Source organism: Streptomyces sp. NPDC001002 (assembly GCF_053599215.1).
In genome coordinates this window covers 1-17,731 of record NZ_JBSFLV010000118.1, presented here as the reverse complement: position 1 = coordinate 17,731, position 17,731 = coordinate 1, and the positions used below count along the sequence as shown (strand labels likewise).

At 71.4% G+C, this 17,731-nt stretch carries 19 protein-coding genes; 15 read left to right on the top strand and 4 right to left on the bottom strand.

Going from position 1 to position 17,731, the window contains the following annotated elements:
• The first annotated feature begins 2 nt into the window (after nucleotides 1-2).
• Nucleotides 3-716, top strand: coding sequence for a class I SAM-dependent methyltransferase (locus ACWDR3_RS36345; RefSeq protein ID WP_450356832.1), 714 nt, complete (start codon nucleotides 3-5; stop codon nucleotides 714-716).
• Here ACWDR3_RS36345 and ACWDR3_RS36340 read toward each other — a convergent pair whose 3' ends face one another.
• Nucleotides 717-1,091 (bottom strand): fic family toxin-antitoxin system, toxin component, encoded by a 375-nt coding sequence (locus ACWDR3_RS36340; protein WP_450356831.1) that lies wholly within the window; start codon nucleotides 1,089-1,091, stop codon nucleotides 717-719. It lies immediately after the preceding gene.
• A gap of 4 nt (nucleotides 1,092-1,095) precedes the next feature.
• Nucleotides 1,096-1,335, bottom strand: a complete 240-nt coding sequence (locus tag ACWDR3_RS36335; protein ID WP_280879063.1) for a toxin-antitoxin system HicB family antitoxin — start codon at nucleotides 1,333-1,335, stop codon at nucleotides 1,096-1,098.
• A gap of 228 nt (nucleotides 1,336-1,563) precedes the next feature.
• Here ACWDR3_RS36335 and ACWDR3_RS36330 point away from each other — a divergent pair, with 228 nt between their 5' ends.
• The 10 genes from ACWDR3_RS36330 to mug all read left to right on the top strand — a co-directional run bounded on the left by ACWDR3_RS36330 (nucleotide 1,564) and on the right by mug (nucleotide 12,560).
• On the top strand, nucleotides 1,564-2,463 hold the full coding sequence (locus ACWDR3_RS36330; protein ID WP_450356830.1) for an ABC transporter ATP-binding protein: 900 nt from the start codon (nucleotides 1,564-1,566) through the stop codon (nucleotides 2,461-2,463).
• Between the two features lie 4 nt (nucleotides 2,464-2,467).
• The gene (locus tag ACWDR3_RS36325; protein WP_450356829.1) at nucleotides 2,468-5,035 is read left to right on the top strand and encodes an ABC transporter permease; all 2,568 of its coding nucleotides are present in this window, start codon (nucleotides 2,468-2,470) and stop codon (nucleotides 5,033-5,035) included.
• A gap of 60 nt (nucleotides 5,036-5,095) precedes the next feature.
• Nucleotides 5,096-5,974 carry an LLM class F420-dependent oxidoreductase gene (locus ACWDR3_RS36320; protein ID WP_450356828.1) on the top strand — a complete coding sequence of 293 codons (879 nt, stop codon included), beginning with the start codon at nucleotides 5,096-5,098 and terminating at the stop codon, nucleotides 5,972-5,974.
• A 74-nt stretch (nucleotides 5,975-6,048) separates the two neighbouring features.
• On the top strand, nucleotides 6,049-6,474 hold the full coding sequence (locus tag ACWDR3_RS36315; protein WP_450356827.1) for a GNAT family N-acetyltransferase: 426 nt from the start codon (nucleotides 6,049-6,051) through the stop codon (nucleotides 6,472-6,474).
• Nucleotides 6,475-6,683: 209 nt separating this feature from the next.
• Entirely contained in the window at nucleotides 6,684-8,135 is a 1,452-nt protein-coding gene (locus ACWDR3_RS36310; RefSeq protein ID WP_450356826.1) for a hemolysin family protein, read from the top strand.
• Nucleotides 8,132-9,145 (top strand): hemolysin family protein, encoded by a 1,014-nt coding sequence (locus ACWDR3_RS36305; protein ID WP_450356825.1) that lies wholly within the window; start codon nucleotides 8,132-8,134, stop codon nucleotides 9,143-9,145. Before ACWDR3_RS36310 ends, ACWDR3_RS36305 begins: the two co-directional genes overlap by 4 nt.
• A gap of 121 nt (nucleotides 9,146-9,266) precedes the next feature.
• Nucleotides 9,267-10,118 carry an SGNH/GDSL hydrolase family protein gene (locus tag ACWDR3_RS36300; protein ID WP_450356824.1) on the top strand — a complete coding sequence of 284 codons (852 nt, stop codon included), beginning with the start codon at nucleotides 9,267-9,269 and terminating at the stop codon, nucleotides 10,116-10,118.
• Nucleotides 10,119-10,123: 5 nt separating this feature from the next.
• Entirely contained in the window at nucleotides 10,124-10,465 is a 342-nt protein-coding gene (locus ACWDR3_RS36295) for a DUF4326 domain-containing protein (RefSeq protein WP_450356823.1), read from the top strand.
• A 107-nt stretch (nucleotides 10,466-10,572) separates the two neighbouring features.
• Nucleotides 10,573-12,015, top strand: coding sequence for an adenylosuccinate lyase (gene purB / locus ACWDR3_RS36290; protein WP_450356822.1), 1,443 nt, complete (start codon nucleotides 10,573-10,575; stop codon nucleotides 12,013-12,015).
• Nucleotides 12,012-12,560, top strand: coding sequence for a G/U mismatch-specific DNA glycosylase (gene mug, locus ACWDR3_RS36285; protein WP_450356841.1), 549 nt, complete (start codon nucleotides 12,012-12,014; stop codon nucleotides 12,558-12,560). The genes purB and mug overlap by 4 nt, the downstream gene beginning before the upstream one ends.
• Nucleotides 12,561-12,633: 73 nt before the next feature.
• Here the strand turns inward: mug and ACWDR3_RS36280 are convergent, their stop codons facing one another.
• Nucleotides 12,634-13,356: an ABC transporter permease gene (locus ACWDR3_RS36280; protein ID WP_450356820.1), complete on the bottom strand. Its 723-nt coding sequence runs from the start codon at nucleotides 13,354-13,356 to the stop codon at nucleotides 12,634-12,636.
• A 2-nt stretch (nucleotides 13,357-13,358) separates the two neighbouring features.
• Nucleotides 13,359-14,279 (bottom strand): ABC transporter ATP-binding protein, encoded by a 921-nt coding sequence (locus ACWDR3_RS36275; protein WP_450356819.1) that lies wholly within the window; start codon nucleotides 14,277-14,279, stop codon nucleotides 13,359-13,361.
• A gap of 108 nt (nucleotides 14,280-14,387) precedes the next feature.
• Between ACWDR3_RS36275 and ACWDR3_RS36270 the strand changes: the two genes are divergently transcribed.
• The 4 genes from ACWDR3_RS36270 to ACWDR3_RS36255 all read left to right on the top strand — a co-directional run.
• Nucleotides 14,388-15,557, top strand: coding sequence for a sensor histidine kinase (locus ACWDR3_RS36270; protein ID WP_450356818.1), 1,170 nt, complete (start codon nucleotides 14,388-14,390; stop codon nucleotides 15,555-15,557).
• Between the two features lie 14 nt (nucleotides 15,558-15,571).
• The gene (locus ACWDR3_RS36265) at nucleotides 15,572-16,237 is read left to right on the top strand and encodes a response regulator transcription factor (RefSeq protein WP_450356817.1); all 666 of its coding nucleotides are present in this window, start codon (nucleotides 15,572-15,574) and stop codon (nucleotides 16,235-16,237) included.
• A gap of 124 nt (nucleotides 16,238-16,361) precedes the next feature.
• Nucleotides 16,362-17,519, top strand: coding sequence for an ROK family transcriptional regulator (locus ACWDR3_RS36260; RefSeq protein WP_450356816.1), 1,158 nt, complete (start codon nucleotides 16,362-16,364; stop codon nucleotides 17,517-17,519).
• Nucleotides 17,520-17,537: 18 nt separating this feature from the next.
• Nucleotides 17,538-17,731 (top strand): hypothetical protein (locus ACWDR3_RS36255; protein ID WP_450356815.1); only part of this gene is annotated, 194 nt, incomplete at its 3' end.

Below are 17,731 nucleotides of genomic sequence, written 5' to 3'. Positions count from 1 at the left end.
TCATGCCGCAAGGGTCCGCCGGTTCCGCGAAGGTCACGCGGGGCCCCGTGCACCATCCGCTGTTCGCCCGCTACTACGCCAAGGTCAGCGTCGGCGCCGAGACCCGGATGGGCATGGGCGGGGTACGCGACCGACTGCTCGCCGGACTCTCCGGCCGGGTCATCGAGATCGGCGCGGGCAACGGGCTCAACTTCGCGCACTATCCGCGTACGGTCGCGGAGGTCGTCGCCCTCGAACCGGAGTCCCTGCTGCGGCAGTTGGCGGTCGAGGCCGCCCTGCGCGCGGAGGTGCCGGTCGATGTGGTGCCGGGCGCCGCGGAGGCGCTGCCGGTCAAGTCCGAGGGCTTCGACGCGGCGGTGCTGTGTCTGGTGCTGTGCAGCGTGCGGGATGTGCACCGGGCGCTCGGCGAGGTGCGGCGGGTGCTGCGGCCGGGCGGTGTCGTGCGGTTCTTCGAGCACGGCCGGGGCGGCGGCAGCGCGATGACCTTCACCCAGCGCGCCCTGGACCGCACCCTGTGGCCGCCCCTGAACGGCGGCTGTCATCTGGCCCGCGAGCCGATCGCCGCCTTCCGGGACGCCGGCTTCCAACTCGGCCCCTACCGGCGGCTGTTGATGCCGGAGAAGGGTCCGCGGCTGCCCACGTCGTACTGCGTGCTGGGCACGGCCTGGCGACCTTCCGAGACGTCGGAGGTCAAGGAGCCGGCCACCGGGCCGTGATCACAGCGTCCACTGGCGCAGCTCCTCGGCGATCTCGTACACCGTGGCCTCGCCGTTCTTGACCAGCCGGGCCAGATCGCGGACCTGCTCGGGCGAGGTGGCGACCTTGAGACCGCTCGCGACGAGGTAGGCGTACGCCACGGCGGAGGCGAAGAGGGCGTTGGAGCGCTCCAACGCCGGTACGTGGATCAGGAGTTGGAGCAGCGCGGCGGCGCGCGCGGGCGGGGTGTCGTAGACGGGTACGTCGAAGATCTCGGCCTCGTGGCGCGCCACGGCGGCGACCAGGGCACCCCAGTCGGTGACCTGCGGGTCCCCCGGTGTCTTCTGTTCGGCGAGCATGAGAAGCCAGGCAAGATCGATTCTGAGACCGCTCAACGGATCAGCGGCGACCTTCGCGCGGCGGTTCCTTCTCCGTGCCGAACTCCTCGGCGAAGACGGACTCGTACTGCTTCATGAAGTCCGCGGCGGCGTCCACGAAGGTGTGGCCGACCTCTCCGGTGTCCTGTCTGACCAGCTCTTCGATGTAGCGGTTGACGCTCATGCCGCGGGCCAGGGCACGCTCGCGGGCGGCGCGGGCGGTGCCCTCGTCCACTCTCACGTTCAGCTGGGTCTTCGCCATACCTAGACGCTAGCGCCGAACAGCTAGCACCGGCAAGGGGTACTCAGGTACCAAATCCCGGACGAAAGGGTCCGCCTCCGGGTGGAGCGTGCCCCTTACATCCGTATCCGGGGCCCGACCTGCGGTGGAGACCACCCAGGACTTGCGAGGGATTCCACGTGTGCCGCGCATCACACTACGCTCGGCCGGGACCAGCGAGTCGCCATGCCCAGGAGCGAGGAGACGGCTTTGTCCACACCTGCTGCGCAGTACGTCCCCGGCCACGCGTCGGCGGACGGGATCGCGGCTCGCGCCCGCGGTCTGACCAAGGCGTACGGCACCGGCGAGACGACCGTGCTCGCCCTCGACTCGGTGGACGTGGACATCGCGCGCGGCCGGTTCACCGCCGTCATGGGCCCCTCGGGCTCCGGCAAGTCCACGCTGATGCACTGTCTGGCGGGGCTCGACAACGTGTCGGCCGGTCAAGTGTGGCTCGGCGACACGGAGATCACGGGGCTGCGGGAGCGGGAGCTGACCCGGCTGCGCCGCGACCGGATCGGGTTCATGTTCCAGTCGTTCAACCTGATCCCGACCCTCAACGCGCTTGAAAACATCACCCTGCCCATGGACATCGCGGGCAAGAAGCCCGACGAGAAGTGGCTGGACCAGGTCATCGACACCCTGGGTCTTCGGGACCGGCTCAAGCACCGGCCCTCCCAGCTCTCCGGCGGCCAGCAGCAGCGCGTGGCCTGCGCGCGGGCGCTGGCCTCCCGCCCCGAGCTGATCTTCGCCGACGAGCCGACGGGCAACCTCGACTCGCGCGCAGGCCTCGAAGTCCTCGGCTTCCTGCGCGAGGCCGTCGACCAGCTGTCCCAGACCGTCGTCATGGTCACCCACGACCCGGGCGCCGCCGCCCACTCCGACCTGGTGCTCTTCCTCGCGGACGGACGGATCGTGGACGAGATGGAGCGGCCGACGGCGGAGGCGGTGCTGGAGCGCATGAAACGGTTCGACTCCCTGCGCGGCTCGTCGGACGGGGACGGAGACGTGTTCGGGACCGGGGCCGGGAGCGGGTCCGGGGCCGGGAGCCGGTCCGGGTCCGGTGAGGGCCCCGCCGCCTCCCCCGACATGCACCTCGACAAGGACTGAACCCGTGCTCAAGGCGACGCTCCGCAGCTTCCTCGCGCACAAGGGGCGGCTGCTGCTCTCCGCGCTGGCGATCGTGCTGTCCGTGGCGTTCGTCGCGGGCAGCCTGATCTTCTCGGACACGGTCACCCGCACTTTCGACCGGCTGTTCGCCTCCACCTCCGCCGACGTGACGGTCGAGGCCAAGGACGACCTCAAGTCGCAGGTGCCGACGGGGGAAGCGCGGACCGTGCCGGCCGCGCTCGCGGACCAGGTGGCGAAGGTCGACGGTGTCGCGTCGGCGCACGCGGACGTGAGCGTCGAGAACATCACGGTCGTCGACAGCAGGAACAAGTCGGTCGGCCCGACCACCGGCGCCCCGACCATCGCCTCCGACTGGTTCCTCACCGACCGCAGCCCCGTGAAGCTGACCTCGGGCCATGCCCCGGAGGGCGGCGGCGAGGCACTTCTCGACGCCGACACCGCCGACAAGAAGAACGTGAAGATCGGCGACACCCTGACCGTGCTCGCCCAGCCGGGCACCTTCAAGGTCGAGATCGTCGGCATCGCCACCTTCACCACCACCAACCCCGGCGCGGCCCTGGTCTTCCTCGACCCCAAGACCGCGGCGACCCAACTGCTGGGCTCCGCCGACAAGGCCACCGGCATCTCCGTCAACGCGGCGAAGGGCGTCAGCGACCCCGTGCTCAAGCAGCGGGTCGCCGCCGTGGTCGGCACCACCGACTACGAGGTCAGGACGGCCGACGAGCAGGCCAAGTCGGCCGCCGCGGACCTCGGCGGCTTCCTCGACGTCATCAAGTACGTGATGCTCGGCTTCGCCGGAATCGCCGTCCTCGTGGGCGTGTTCCTGATCGTCAACACGTTCTCCATGCTGATCGCCCAACGCACCCGTGAACTGGGCCTGTTGCGCGCCCTGGGCGCCGACCGCCGGCAGGTGCGCCGGTCCGTGCTCACCGAGGCGATCCTGCTCGGTGTGGTCGGCTCGACGCTGGGCCTCGCGGCGGGCATCGGGCTCGCGGCCGGGCTGATCAAGCTCATGAGCGCGTTCGGCATGAACCTCAAGACCACCGAGATGGTGGTGGGTTGGGGCACTCCCGTCGCGGCCTACGTCGTCGGCATCGGCGTCACCTTCGTCGCTGCCTACCTCCCCGCGCGGCGGGCCGCCGGTGTCTCGCCGATGGCCGCGCTCGCGGACGCGGAGATCGCCGAGATCGGGCGTCCCCTGCGCACCCGGGCGATCGTCGGCTCCGTCCTGGGCGTTCTGGGCGCCGCCGCGCTGGTGGGCTGCGCGACCGCCACGAAGACCGCCTCGTCGGCCTCCTTCCTCGGCCTGGGCGTGGTCCTGACACTGCTCGCGACCGTCGTCGCGGGCCCGCTCCTGGTGCGCCCGGTGATCCGGGTCCTCGGCGCTGCCTTCCCCGCGATCTTCGGGTCGATCGGCCGGATGAGCCAGCGCAACGCCCTGCGCAATCCCCGCCGCACCGGCGCCACCGCGGCCGCCCTGATGGTCGGCCTCGCCCTGGTCGGCGGCATGTCGGTGGCGAGCGCCTCCATGTCGAAGTCCTTCGACCAGCAGATCGACAAGACCCTGGGCGCCGACTTCGTGATCCAGAACGCCAACTTCGTGCCGTTCTCCAAAGAGGTCACCGACAAGGTGAGCGCCACCGAGGGCGTCGGCCTCGTCGTACGCCAGCGGTTCGCACCGCTCGCGGTGACGCTCCCGGACGGCAAGCGCATCGAGACCACCGCCTCCGGCTACGACGACGGCGTCGACGACGTCGCCCATGTCACGTACGCGCAGGGCGACACGGCGGCGGCACTGGCGCCCGGCGCCCTCGGCATGGACGTCGACTTCGCGAAGGACCACAAGGTCAAGGTCGGCGACACGATCCCGGTGGAGTTCCCCGGCGGACAGCGGACCGAGCTGAAGGTCGGTGCCCTCACCGACCAGGACAGCAGCGACGGATTCGGCATGCAGGGCGGCCTGTTCCTCGGGATCGCCGCCGTGGAGAAGTACGTGCCCGGCGGACAGGACTCCGCGCTCTACGTCAACGCGTCCTCCGGCACCTCGCCCGACCAGCTGCGCAAGCGCCTGGACACGACGCTCGACCCGTATCCGCAGGTCCAGGTCCGCGACCTGGCCGACTACAAAAAACTGGTGCACGACCAGATCGCGGTCCTGCTCTACCTCGTGTACGCGCTGCTCGGACTCGCGATCGTCATCGCGGTGCTCGGCGTCGTCAACACCCTTGCCCTGTCGGTAGTGGAGCGCACCCGCGAGATCGGACTCCTGCGGGCCATCGGACTCGCACGACGCCAACTGCGCCGGATGATCCGCCTGGAGTCGGTGGTGATCGCGGTCTTCGGCGCGGTACTGGGCCTCGCGCTGGGCCTGGTGTGGGGCGTGTGCACCCAGCAGGTGCTGGCCCTGCAGGGCATGAACGCGCTGGCCGTCCCATGGGCCACGATCGTCGAAGTGGTGGTCGGCTCGGCGGTGGTGGGCGTGGTGGCGGCCCTCCTGCCCGCGCTGCGCGCGTCCCGCATGAACGTACTGGCGGCGATCGCGCACGAATGACGGAACGGAAGTGATGGAATCGCGGTGAGTACTCAAGTCCCTTGCCGGTGAGGAGAGTTCATGCCGCGACCAGCACGCCCGTTCCGCTTCGGAGCCAGTCTGCTGCTGCCCGGGCCGGCCGCCGAGTGGCGCGCCAGATGCCGGCGCGCCGAGGAACTCGGGTACGACGTCATCCTGGTCCCGGACCATCTCGGCATGGTCGCTCCGTTCCCGGCCCTCGTCGCCGCGGCGGGTGCGACCGAGCGGCCCCGGCTTGGCACCTTCGTGCTCAACGCGGGTTTCTGGAACCCGGCATTGCTCGCCCGGGAGGTGTCGACGACGGCCGCGCTGACGGGCGGGCGCCTCGAACTCGGGCTCGGCACCGGGTACGTGCAGTCGGAGCACGAGACGGCCGGGCTGCCGTACGGTTATCCGGGCGAGCGGGTGGCTCATCTGCGGCGCACGGTCGAGGAGTTGAAGCGCGCGTTCGACGCCGAGGAAGGCTCTCGCGTCCCGCTGATGATCGGCGGCAACGGGGAGCGGATGCTCCAACTCGCCGCCGAGCACGCCGACATCGCTGCCTTTACGGGGGCGCGACTGGTGCCGGGCACCACGACGGGGAAGCTGGCGCCGGTCGCTGCGACGGAGTTCGCCGAGCGGGTGGCGCGCTATCTGGAGTTGGCTGAAGGGCGCGCGGAGAAGGCGGAGTTGAATCTCCTCGTCCAGATGGTGATCGTCACCGAGGACCGCGAGGCGGCCGTCCGACCGCTCCTTGAACGGGTGCCGGGGCTGACGACGGAGCAGGCACTGGAACTGCCGATCCTCCTGGTCGGCACCCTCGACGAGATCACTGCGCAGGTGCTGGTGCAGCGGGAGCGATACGGGTTCTCGTATCTGACGGTCCTGGAGCCGTACATGGAGGCGTTCGCGCCGGTGATCGGGGTGTTGGCGGGGCGGTGAGCAGCCGGAGGTGACTACCCGTCCGCATGCTGGAAATCCGTGCTCAGGGGCGTCCCGGATGATGGGATCGCCGTATGACTGATCTGCGGATACGGGCCGCCGGGCCCGACGACCTGGACGCCGTTCTCGCCTTCTGGAAGGGCGCCGCCGAGGGGACGAGCATCAGTGACGACCGGGACGGCGTGGAGCGGCTGGTGGCTCGCGATCCCGAGGCGCTGATCCTGGCCGAGCTGGACGGCGAGCTGGTCGGCACGGTGATCGCCGGCTTCGACGGGTGGCGCTGCCATCTGTACCGGCTCGCGGTGCACCCGGAGCGGCGCCGTCGGGGGATCGGCTCGGCGCTGCTGACGGCGGCCGAGGAGCGGTTCGTACGGCTGGGTGGGCGACGCGGGGACGCTATGGTGCTGACCCGCAACGAAACCGGCCAGCACGCGTGGCGGGCGGCGGGGTACACGCCCGAGGAGCATTGGCGGCGGTGGGTGAAGCCGCTGGCCGGTTGATCTCCTTTCCGATCTTGCTTTCTATCTACTTTGCTCATCCTTTACCATTGGGGCACTGTTCCGTCCTCCGTGCGAGCATGCGAGGGCGACCCGTACTGTCATGAAAGGTGTGAGCGTCCGCCCATGGGCGAGCCTCCCAGTAGTACCCACCGTGCACGATGGCGCGCGGTCCGACCCACCCTGTCCGATCATGGGACGGAGGTGACCCGATGACCGAAGTGCTCCTCCTCCTGGTGGCGATCCTGCTGTCGCTCGCCTGTGGCGCCTTCGTCGCCGCCGAGTTCTCGCTGACCACCGTCGAGCGCGGCGAGCTGGAACGGGCGGTGGAACGCGGCGAGCGCGGCGCGGCCGGCGCCCTCAAGGCCGTACGGAATCTCACCTTCCAGCTCTCCGGCGCGCAGCTCGGCATCACGGTCACCAACCTGGTGGTCGGCATGCTCTCCGAGCCGTCGATCGCCAAGCTGATCGCGGGCCCGCTGGAGTCGATCGGGATCCCGGACTCCGCGTCGAGCACCGTGGCGCTGGTGCTCGGCACCGCGCTGTCGACGGTCTTCCTGATGGTCGTCGGCGAGCTGGTGCCCAAGAACTGGGCGATCTCCTCGCCGCTGACGGTGGCCAAGGGGGTGGGCAACGCGCAGCGCTGGTTCAGCGCGGCCTTCCGCCCCTTCATCTCGCATCTCAACACCATGGCGAACCGCGTGGTGCGCCTCTTCGGCGTCGAGCCCACCGAGGAGCTGGCCGCGGCCCGCGGGCCGCAGGAACTGGCCGCGCTGGCCCGGCACTCCGCCAAGGAAGGCGCCCTGGAGCCGGACACCGCCGAGCTGTTCGTGCGCACCCTGAACCTCGCCGACCTCACCGCGGAGAACGTGATGACCCCGCGCGTGCAGGTGATCGCCCTCGACGTCCAGGCGACCTGCGAGGACGTGGCGAACGCGACCCGGGCGACGGGCCTGTCCCGGTTCCCCGTCTACCGCGGCAACCTCGACTCGGTGGTCGGCACCGCGCACATCAAGGACGTGCTGGCGACCCCGGCGGACCGCCGCCGGTACGTGCCGGTCGCCGAGATCATGCGCGAGCCGCTGCTCGTCCCGGAGTCCCTCACCGTCGACCGCCTGCTGGACAGGCTGTCCGGCAGGCGGACCATGGCCGTCGTCATCGACGAGTACGGCGGCACCGCGGGCGTGGCCACGTTGGAGGACATCGTCGAGGAGGTCGTCGGCGAGGTGCGCGACGAGCACGACCCGCACGAGACGCCCGACCTGGCCCACGCCGGCACCGACGACGACGGCCGCGCCCTCTACTCGGCCGACGGCTCGGCCCGCGTCGACCAGCTCGCACGCGTCGGTCTCAGGGCCCCCGAGGGGCCGTACGAGACCCTCGCCGGCCTCGTCGCGACGGAACTCGGGCGCATCCCGGAGACGGGCGACTCCGTCGAGGTCACCGGCTGGCGGCTGGACATCGTGGACGCGTCGGGCCGTAGGGCCGCGCGCGTGCTGATGCATGCGCCGTTCGACGGCGGGGCGGGGGCCGTGGGGGCTTCGGGCGCTGGGGGGTCCTCCGGGACTGCCGGAACCGCTGAAGCCGCCGGAGCCGCCGGAGCCGCTAGAGCCGCTAGAGCCGCCAAGGCCAACGTCAAGGACGAGCAGGGGGACGCCCGATGATCGCCGTACAGCTGTTGATCGGTTTCGCGACCCTCGTCGTCAACGCCTTCTTCGTCGGCGCCGAGTTCGCGCTGATCTCCGTACGGCGTTCGCAGATCGAGCCGCATGCCGAGGAGGGCGACCGGCGGGCCAAGAGCGTGCTGTGGGGTCTTGAGCATGTGTCGGCGCTGCTGGCCGCCGCCCAGCTCGGCATCACGCTGTGCACGCTGGTCCTGGGTGTGGTCGCGGAACCGGCGATCGCGCATCTGCTGGAGCCGGTGTTCCACGCGGTGGGTGTGCCCACGAGCGCGGGGCACGCGGTGTCCTTCGTGATCGCGCTGGCCCTCGCGACGTATCTGCACATGCTGCTCGGCGAGATGGTGCCGAAGAACATCTCGCTCGCGGAGCCGGTGCGCAGCGCGCTGCTGCTCGGCCCGCCGCTGGTCGCCGTCGCCCGGGGGCTGCGCCCGGTGATCTTCACGATCAACGCCTTCGCGAACACCCTGCTGCGACTGCTGCACGTGGAGACGAAGGACGAGGTCTCGGCCACCTTCTCGGACGCCGAACTGGCCCGCATCGTACGGGACTCGGGCGAGGCGGGCCTGATCGACGACCGCGCGCAGGAACGGCTGCGCGACGCGCTCGAACTGGGCCGCCGCCCGGTCCGTGACGTCGTCCTCCCGCTGGAGGGTGTCGTCTACGCGCGCGTGGGCGTCACGCCGGAGGAACTGGAGCAGCTCTCGGCACAGTCCGGCTTCTCGCGCTTCCCGGTCGTGGACGAGTCCCGCCGGATCGTCGGCTACCTCCACGTCAAGGACGCGCTGGACGCCTCGCCGCGCGAGGAGCCGTTCCGCGTCCAGGACATGCGGCCCATCGCGCGCGTACGGGCGAGCACGCCGATGGACGACGTGCTGACCGCGATGCGGGGCAGCCGTACGCACCTGGCGGCGGTCCGCGGCGACGACGGCCGGCTGGAAGGGCTGGTGACCATGGAGGACGTATTGCAGGAGCTGTTCGGGCAGCGGGCGTGAGGTAGCGGGAGGCGGCAGAGGGCGGTGCGGGTAGCGGTCGACGGCCAGGTCGGCGGCGACCCCCGCCGCCCGGAGGCCAACAGACCGACGGGTATGCCGTCGGGTTACGATCTGCTTCGCCATGCAGACGAACTCCACTCCCAGCACCCCCGCACACCCCGGCCCCGCGTACACCAGCCTGGTCGCGCTGGGTGACTCGTTCACCGAGGGCATGTCGGACCTCCTGCCGGACGGCTCGTACCGCGGATGGGCCGATCTCCTCGCCGGCCGGATGGCCGCCCACACGCCCGGCTTCCGCTACGCCAACCTCGCGGTGCGCGGCAAGCTGATCGGGCAGATCGTCCACGAGCAGGTCGACGTGGCGGTGGCCATGCGGCCCGACGTGATCACGTTGGTCGGCGGGCTCAACGACACCCTGCGCCCCAAGGTCGACATGGGCCGGGTGCGGGACCTGCTGACCGAGGCCGTGGAGCGGCTGGCCCCCTCCTGCGAGCAACTGGTCCTCATGCGCAGCCCGGGCCGCCAGGGTCCCGTCCTGGAGCGGTTCCGGCCGCGCATGGAGGAGCTGTTCACCATCGTCGAGGGGCTCGCCGAACGGCACGGCGCCCTGATCGTCGACCTGTACGGCGCCCCTTCGCTGGCCGACCCGCGCCTGTGGGACGTGGACCGGCTGCACCTGACAGCCGAGGGCCACCGCCGGGTCGCCGAGGCGGTCTGGCAGACGCTGGGCTACGACCCCGAGGACACCGAGTGGCGTACGCCGATGGCGGCCACCGTGCCGTCCGCGTGGGTCGCGCGACGCATCGCGGACGCGCGGTTCGCCCGACAGCACCTGCTGCCGTGGATCGGCCGCCGCCTGACCGGCCGCTCATCGGGCGACGGCCTCGTGGCGAAGCGCCCGGACCTGCTGCCCTACAAGGACTTCGAGGACGCCAAGAAGGCCGAGGACGCCTACAAGGACTCGGCCTCCTGACCGCCGTGGTCACGCGCGTGATCAACGTCAGAGGCCGGATCCACGACTTCGGCCCCCGCCTGGAGTCCGCCCCCGAGGACGTCGTCTACGTCGGCCGCCGCTGGACCATGGGCGGCTGGGACCTCCCCCGCCACCCCCTCTCCAACCCCTTCGCCTACGACACCCCGACCAAGAAGCGGGACGGGACGCGGGCGGAGGTCATGGCGATGTACCGGGCGTATCTGCTGGAGCGCCCGGAGCTGCTGGACCTGGTGGCGGAACTGCGCGGCAGGACGCTGGCCTGCTGGTGCGCGCCCGAGCTGTGCCATGCGGATGTGTTGGCGGAGCTGGCCGACGTGGACGGGTGACGGGCGTCCCATAGCCGCACGCCGTCGCAGGTGACGGACGTCTCGTAGGTTCCGACGAGCCAGGCCGTGGCGCTGGCCTGCACGAATCGCCAGTAGAATCCGTCTACGTGACTTCCGCTGCCGCCAAGCCCCGCATCCCGAACGTCCTCGCCGGACGCTACGCCTCCGCCGAGCTCGCCACGCTCTGGTCGCCCGAGCAGAAGGTGAAGCTGGAGCGGCAGCTCTGGCTCGCCGTGCTGCGGGCGCAGAAGGACCTCGGGATCGAGGTGCCGGACGACGCGATCGCCGACTACGAGCGGGTCCTGGACACCGTCGACCTGGCCTCCATCGCGGAGCGCGAGAAGGTCACCCGGCACGACGTGAAGGCGCGGATCGAGGAGTTCAACGACCTCGCCGGGCACGAGCAGGTGCACAAGGGCATGACCTCGCGCGACCTCACCGAGAACGTGGAGCAGCTCCAGATCCGGCTCTCGCTGGAACTGGTGCGGGACCGCACGGTGGCGGTGCTGGCGCGCCTCGGCAAGCTGGCGGGCGAGTACGGCGAGCTGGTCATGGCCGGCCGCTCGCACAACGTGGCCGCGCAGGCGACGACCCTGGGCAAGCGGTTCGCGACGACGGCCGACGAGCTGCTGGTGGCGTACGCGCGCGTGGAGGAGCTGCTCGGCCGCTATCCGCTGCGCGGCATCAAGGGTCCGGTCGGCACTGCCCAGGACATGCTGGACCTGCTGGGCGGGGACGCGGCGAAGCTGGCCGAGCTGGAGGACCGGATCGCCGGGCACCTGGGCTTCTCTCAGGCGTTCACCTCGGTCGGCCAGGTGTACCCGCGGTCGCTGGACTACGAGGTGGTGACCTCGCTGGTGCAGCTCGCGGCGGCGCCGTCCTCGCTGGCCAAGACGATCCGTCTGATGGCCGGGCACGAGCTGGTGACCGAGGGCTTCAAGCCCGGCCAGGTCGGCTCCTCCGCGATGCCGCACAAGATGAACACGCGGTCCTGCGAGCGCGTCAACGGCCTGATGGTGATCCTGCGCGGCTACGCCTCGATGACCGGCGAGCTGGCGGGCGACCAGTGGAACGAGGGCGACGTGTCCTGCTCGGTGGTGCGCCGGGTGGCCCTGCCTGACGCGTTCTTCGCGCTGGACGGCCTCCTGGAGACATTCCTGACGGTCCTCGACGAGTTCGGTGCCTTCCCGGCCGTCGTAGCCCGCGAGCTGGACCGCTACCTGCCGTTCCTCGCCACCACCAAGGTGCTGATGGCCTCGGTGCGCGCGGGTGTCGGCCGCGAGGTCGCGCACGAGGCCATCAAGGAGAACGCGGTGGCCTCCGCGCTGGCCATGCGCGAGCAGGGCGCCGAGCGCAACGAGCTGCTCGACAAGCTGGCCGCCGACGAGCGGATCCCGCTGGACCGCGCCCAGTTGGACGCCCTGATGGCCGACAAGCTGTCCTTCACCGGTGCCGCCGCCGCGCAGGTCGCGACCGTGGTGGGCCGGGTCGAGGAGCTCGTGAAGCAGCACCCGGAGGCCGCGGGTTACACGCCGGGGGCGATCCTCTGACCCGCTTCACCCAGCAGGAGTTGGAGGCCGCCCGCGACCGCCTCGTCCCCGACGTGGCGGCGGACGGTCTCCGCGTCCTGTTCTGCGGCATCAACCCCGGCCTCATGACGGCCGCGACGGGCCACCACTTCGCCCGCCCCGGCAACCGCTTCTGGCCGGTCCTCCACCTGTCCGGCTTCACGCCCAGGCTCATGAAGCCCGCGGAACAAGGTGAGTTGCTGTCGTACGGGCTCGGCATCACGAACGTCGTGGCGCGGGCGTCGGCCCGGGCGGACGAGCTGAGCGCGGAGGAGTACCGCGAGGGCGGACGCCTGCTGGCGGAACGGATCACCCTGCTGCGCCCCCGCTGGCTGGCCGTCCTGGGCGTCACCGCATACCGCGCCGCCTTCGACGACCGCAAGGCACAAGTGGGGCCGCAGGAGCGGACGTTCGGGGAGACGCGGGTGTGGGTGCTGCCGAATCCGAGCGGGCTGAACGCGCACTGGACGGCGGCGACGATGGCGGAGGAGTTCGGGCGGTTGCGGGTGGCGGCGGAGGCTTCCTAGCGACTTCAGGAGGGTTGCAGAAGGCTCGGAAGGGGTTCCTGGTCAATGGAACCCGCGCACACCGCACACCGCGTCAGGCATCCCGGCGCCGCACACTCAACGCGCCCGCGCACAAAGCTGCGGCCGTCCACAGCGCCGTCACCGCGAGACCCGTCCAAGGGCCGAGCGCGCCTTCCCAGCTCTCGTGGAACACCACCTGCCCCGCCTTGTCCGGCAGGACGTCCGCCGCGGAGCCGGACACGTCTCCGACCACGAACGAGACGATGAGCAGGAACGGGATGAGGATGCCGAGCGTGGCGGCGCCGCTGCGCAGCACGGCCGTGAGTCCGGCCGCGAGCAACGCCATCAGCGTCAGGTAGACGGCGCAGCCGACGACTCCGCGCCACTGCTCGGCCGGCGTGAGCACGTCCGCCTTCGCCCCGAGGACGGCCTTGCCGACGACCAGGCTCGCGGCTCCGGTGAGCGCCCCAACGGCCAGTACCGACGCCGCGATCGCCACCGTCTTGGCCGCGAACCACCGCCCCCGCAGCGGCACCGCAGCGAACGTGCCGCGCAGGGCGGCGCCCCGGAACTCCGCCGACATGGCGGTCGCCCCGAACGCGATGGCGGCGATCTGCCCGAAGACGACGCCGAAGAACACCGAGAACAGCGGGTCGAAGCCGGAGCCGTCGCTGTCGCCGCCCGCGAGCGCTGAGAACACGACGATGGCAAGCAGGACCGCGCCCAGGCCGCACAGGAGCGACCGCAGCGTACGGATCTTGATCCACTCCGAGTGGAGCACGGCGGCGAACGGCATGGTCAGGCCTCCTGGGGCTGTGCGGTGAACTCGGCTTCGGTGCCGGTGAGATCGAGGTAGGCCTGCTCCAACGTGCCCTCCAGTGTGGCCAGTTCGAGGATCGGCAGCCCCGCGCCGGACACCAGGCGTCCGATGTCGTCCACGCGTGCGTGCGCCACGGTCCAGTGCCCTTCCTCGTGCTCCACCCCGTCGTGACCGTGCTGCGCGAGGAGCTTCCTGAGCGCCGGGGCGTCCGTCGTGCGGATCCGTACGCTGGGTTGCACACGCGCGTCGATGAACTCCCGCATCGGGGTGTCGACGAGGAGGCGTCCACGCCCGAGGACCACGAGATGGTCGGCGTAGGACGCGGTCTCGTTCATGAGGTGGCTGGAGACCAGGACCGTGCGGCCCTCCCCCGCGAGTCGGCGCAGCAGGCCGCGGATCCAGACGATGCCTTCGGGGTCGAGGCCGTTGGCGGGCTCGTCCAGGACGACCACCTCGGGGTCGCCGAGCAGTGCGGCGGCGATGCCCAACCGCTGGCGCATGCCCAGGGAGTACGTCTTCACGCGGTGCCGCGCCACCGAGTCGATCCCTGTCTCCGCGAGCACCTCGTCCACCCGGCGCGACGGGATGCGGTTGCTCACCGCCAGCGCGCGCAGATGATCCCGACCGGTCCGTGAGCCGTGCGCGGCCTCCGAGTCGAGCAGGGCGCCGACATGGCGCAGGGGTTCGCGCAGGGTGGCGTAGGGACGGCCGCCGACGGTGGCCGAACCGGCGGTGGGACGGGCGAGGCCGAGCAGCAGCCGCACGGTGGTGGATTTGCCGGCGCCGTTGGGGCCGAGGAAGCCGGTGACGCGGCCGGGGCGGACGCGGAAGGTGAGGCGGTCGACAGCGCGTCGGGTGCCGTACTCCTTGGTGAGTTCGTGGACGTCGATGCTGGTCATGGCAGCAGCCTGGCCGGACACATGCAGGAGACGCCTCCCCCGCGCGTGGAGAGCGTCTCCCCCGTGCGGGGGAAGCTCGTTGTCAGTGGCGGCTGGCACGATGACCAAATGGTCCGATTGCTGCGCCCGTTCGGCCGGGCGGTGACGTACACACGGTGGCTGCATCTGCTCATCGCCATCGTGTGGCCGGCCATGTGGCTGTTCATCGAGGAGGCGTGGTGGACCTGGGCGGTGGCGGCCGCGGTGCTCGTCCCCGTCGGTCTTGTGCCCGCGATGCGCACCGTGGAGGGGCTCCAGGCAAGGTTGTTGCTGACCGGTCACCGGCACGACGGCGCGAGCACCGACATCGTCGTGGCGCCGTCAGCCACGTGGAGCGACCGCGGACGGCTCGTCGTATGGCTCCAGGCGCGACTGCTGCTCGGCTTCGTGACCTCGCTGCTCTCCATGCAACTGCTGCTCGCCGCCACGGACTTGGTGTCGTCGGCCTTCGGGCGGGACGTCGAGGAGGGCGTGCTGCTCGTCCTCGACGGTCACCCCTGGTGGCACGTCCTGCTCGCGCCCCTGGCCCTGGCCGCGCTCGCGGGCACGGTGGTCGGTTCCGGCAACCTCATCGCCTTTCTCGCTCTTCGCCTGCTCGGCCCCTCCCCCGCCGAGCGGCTCGCCGCCATGGAGGAGCGCACGGAGCAACTCCTGGAGCGCACCCGTATCGCCCGCGAACTGCACGACTCCATCGGCCACGCCCTGACCGTGGCCGTGGTGCAGGCGGGCGCCGCACGCGCGGCCGGCGACCCCGCCTTCACCGACCGTGCCCTGGACGCCATCGAGGAGACCGGCCGGGCGGCCCTGGAGGATCTGGAGCGTGTCCTCGGCATCCTGCGCGAGTCCGAGCGGCCGGTCTCCAGCCGTCCGACGCTGACGGACGCGGACCGGCTGCTGGAGTCCGCCCGTGCCTCCGGTGCGAAGGTCGACGCCGAGCTGACCGGGCCGTTGGACACCGTGCCGGGCCCGGTCTCCCGTGAGGGCTACCGGATCCTCCAGGAGTCGCTGACCAATGTGCTGCGGCACGCGGGCGCGGTCCCCGTGCGGATCCGGATCGAGGTGGCGTACGACGCCCTCGATCTGGAGGTGCGCAATCCGCTGACGGCCGACATACCCGGGCCCGGCCGGGGCAGCGGGCTGCGTGGCATACGCGAGCGCGCGGCCCTGCTGGGCGGCGACGCGCGCACCGGGCCCGACCAGGGTAACTGGCAGGTGCAGGTCAGGCTTCCGTTGCGGTGATCTAGGCTGGCCGGATGCCGGTCACCGTTCTCCTCGTAGACGACGAACCGCTCGTACGGGCGGGGCTGCGGGCCGTGCTGGAGGCGCAGTCCGACATCGAGGTGGTCGGGGAGGCGGCCGACGGGGCGGCGGTGATCCCGCTGGTGCGGCAGCTGCGGCCCGACGTGGTCGCCATGGACGTACGGATGCCGCTGCTCGACGGGATCGAGGCCACGCGCGCGGTGCTGCGGACGGTCGCCGAGCCGCCGAAGATCCTCGTGGTGACGACGTTCGAGAACGACGAGTACGTGTACGAGGCGCTGCGGGCCGGGGCCGACGGGTTTCTGCTGAAGCGGGCACGGCCGGCGGAGATCGTGCATGCCGTGCGGCTGGTCGCCGAGGGCGAGTCGCTGCTGTTCCCGGCGTCGGTACGGCGGTTGGCCGCCGAGTACGGGGACGACGGCGGCGGCAACCGGGCGGCCCGGGACGTGCTGGAGCGGGCCCGGCTGACGGAGCGTGAGGCGGAGGTGCTGCGGCTGATGGCGCGGGGGATGACGAACGCGGAGATCGCCGCTCGGCTGGTCGTCGGGACGGAGACGGTGAAGTCGCATGTGAGCGCAGTACTGGCGAAGCTGGGGGCGCGGGACCGTACGCAGGCGGTGATCACGGCGTACGAATCGGGGTTCGTGGCGCCGGGCTGATCCACGGGGGACGAACCGGATGGGAACGGATTGTTCGACCGGTCGATCGGGCCCGGCACTCGCCGGGGTGCGCCGCGCCGAGTACGATCCGCCCCAACACGCGCACGAGCTGGAAGGACGGACGTTGGGGCAGCTGACCGGCGGGGATCCCTCGCTGCTGCGAAGGATCAATTCCGCGGTGGTGCTGCACGCGCTGCGTGCCACGGACTGCGCGACGCTGACCGAGATCACGCGGGTGACCGGGCTGTCCAGGCCGACGGTCGAGGGTGTGGTCGAAGGGCTCATCGAGGCCGGTCTCGTGGTCGAGAAGGCGGCCGACGAGAGCGCCACACGGCGGCAGGGGCGGCCCGCGCGGCGGTTCCGGTTCCGGGCCGAGGCGGGGCATCTGCTGGGCCTGGAGATCGGCCCTCACCGCGTCGCGGCGCTCCTGTCCGACCTGGACGGGCGCGTGCTCGGCGCGCAGGCCAAGGACGTCGACGAGACGGCATCGGCCGACGAGCGCCTGGACCGGCTGCGCACCGTGGTCGCCGAGCTGCTGCGCCGGGCCGGTGTCCCGCGCAACTCCCTGCGCGCGGTGGGTGTGGCCACGCCCGGGATCGTCGAGGCGGACGGCACCGTACGGCTGGGGACGGCGCTGCCCGAGTGGACGGGGCTGCGGCTCGGCGAGCGGCTGAGCCGCTCCTTCAAGTGCCCGGTGCTGGTCGAGAACGACGCCAACGCGGCGGCCGTCGCCGAGCATTGGAAGGGCACCGCCACCGAGTCCGACGACGTGGTGTTTGTGCTCGCGGGGCTGAGTCCGGGCGCCGGTTCGCTGATCGGCGGCAAGCTGCACCGCGGGTACGGCGGGGCGGCCGGGGAGATCGGCGCGCTGCATCTGCTGGGCAGCGAGGTGACCCCGGAGACGCTCCTGTCCACCACGGACGAGCCGCTGCACCCTCTCGACGAACAGGCCGTCGCCAAGGTCTTCGCGAAGGCCCGCGAGGGCGACGAGCGCGCGATCGCCGCCGTCGACCGCTTCATCCAGCGCCTCGTCCACGACGTGGCCGCGCTGGTCCTCGCCCTCGACCCCGAACTCGTCGTGATCGGCGGGTGGGCGGCCGGTCTGGACGGCGTACTGGCGCCCCTGCGCCAGGAGTTGGCCCGCTTCTGTCTGCGCCCGCCGAGAGTGGCCCTGTCCCTCCTCGGCGAGGCGGCCGTGGCAACGGGCGCGCTGCGGCTGGCCCTTGACCATGTGGAAGAGGAACTGTTCGCGGTGGAGGGCACGGTGACCGGGCGGCGCTGACCCCGGCCGACGACCTGTATGCGAAACGCCCCGCGCCCCGGAGGAGTTCCGGGACGGCCGCCCCGTGCCGTGGTGCGCGAGTCGCCGTTCCTGCTGTGGCGGGACGTCCCGCTGGCCGAACTGGTGCGGGAACGCACGGGGTCCCTCTTCGGCCGCTGGATGCACGCCACGGGGTGGGCCGGGCCGCTGGTCATGCTGGGTTTCGCGGGGAG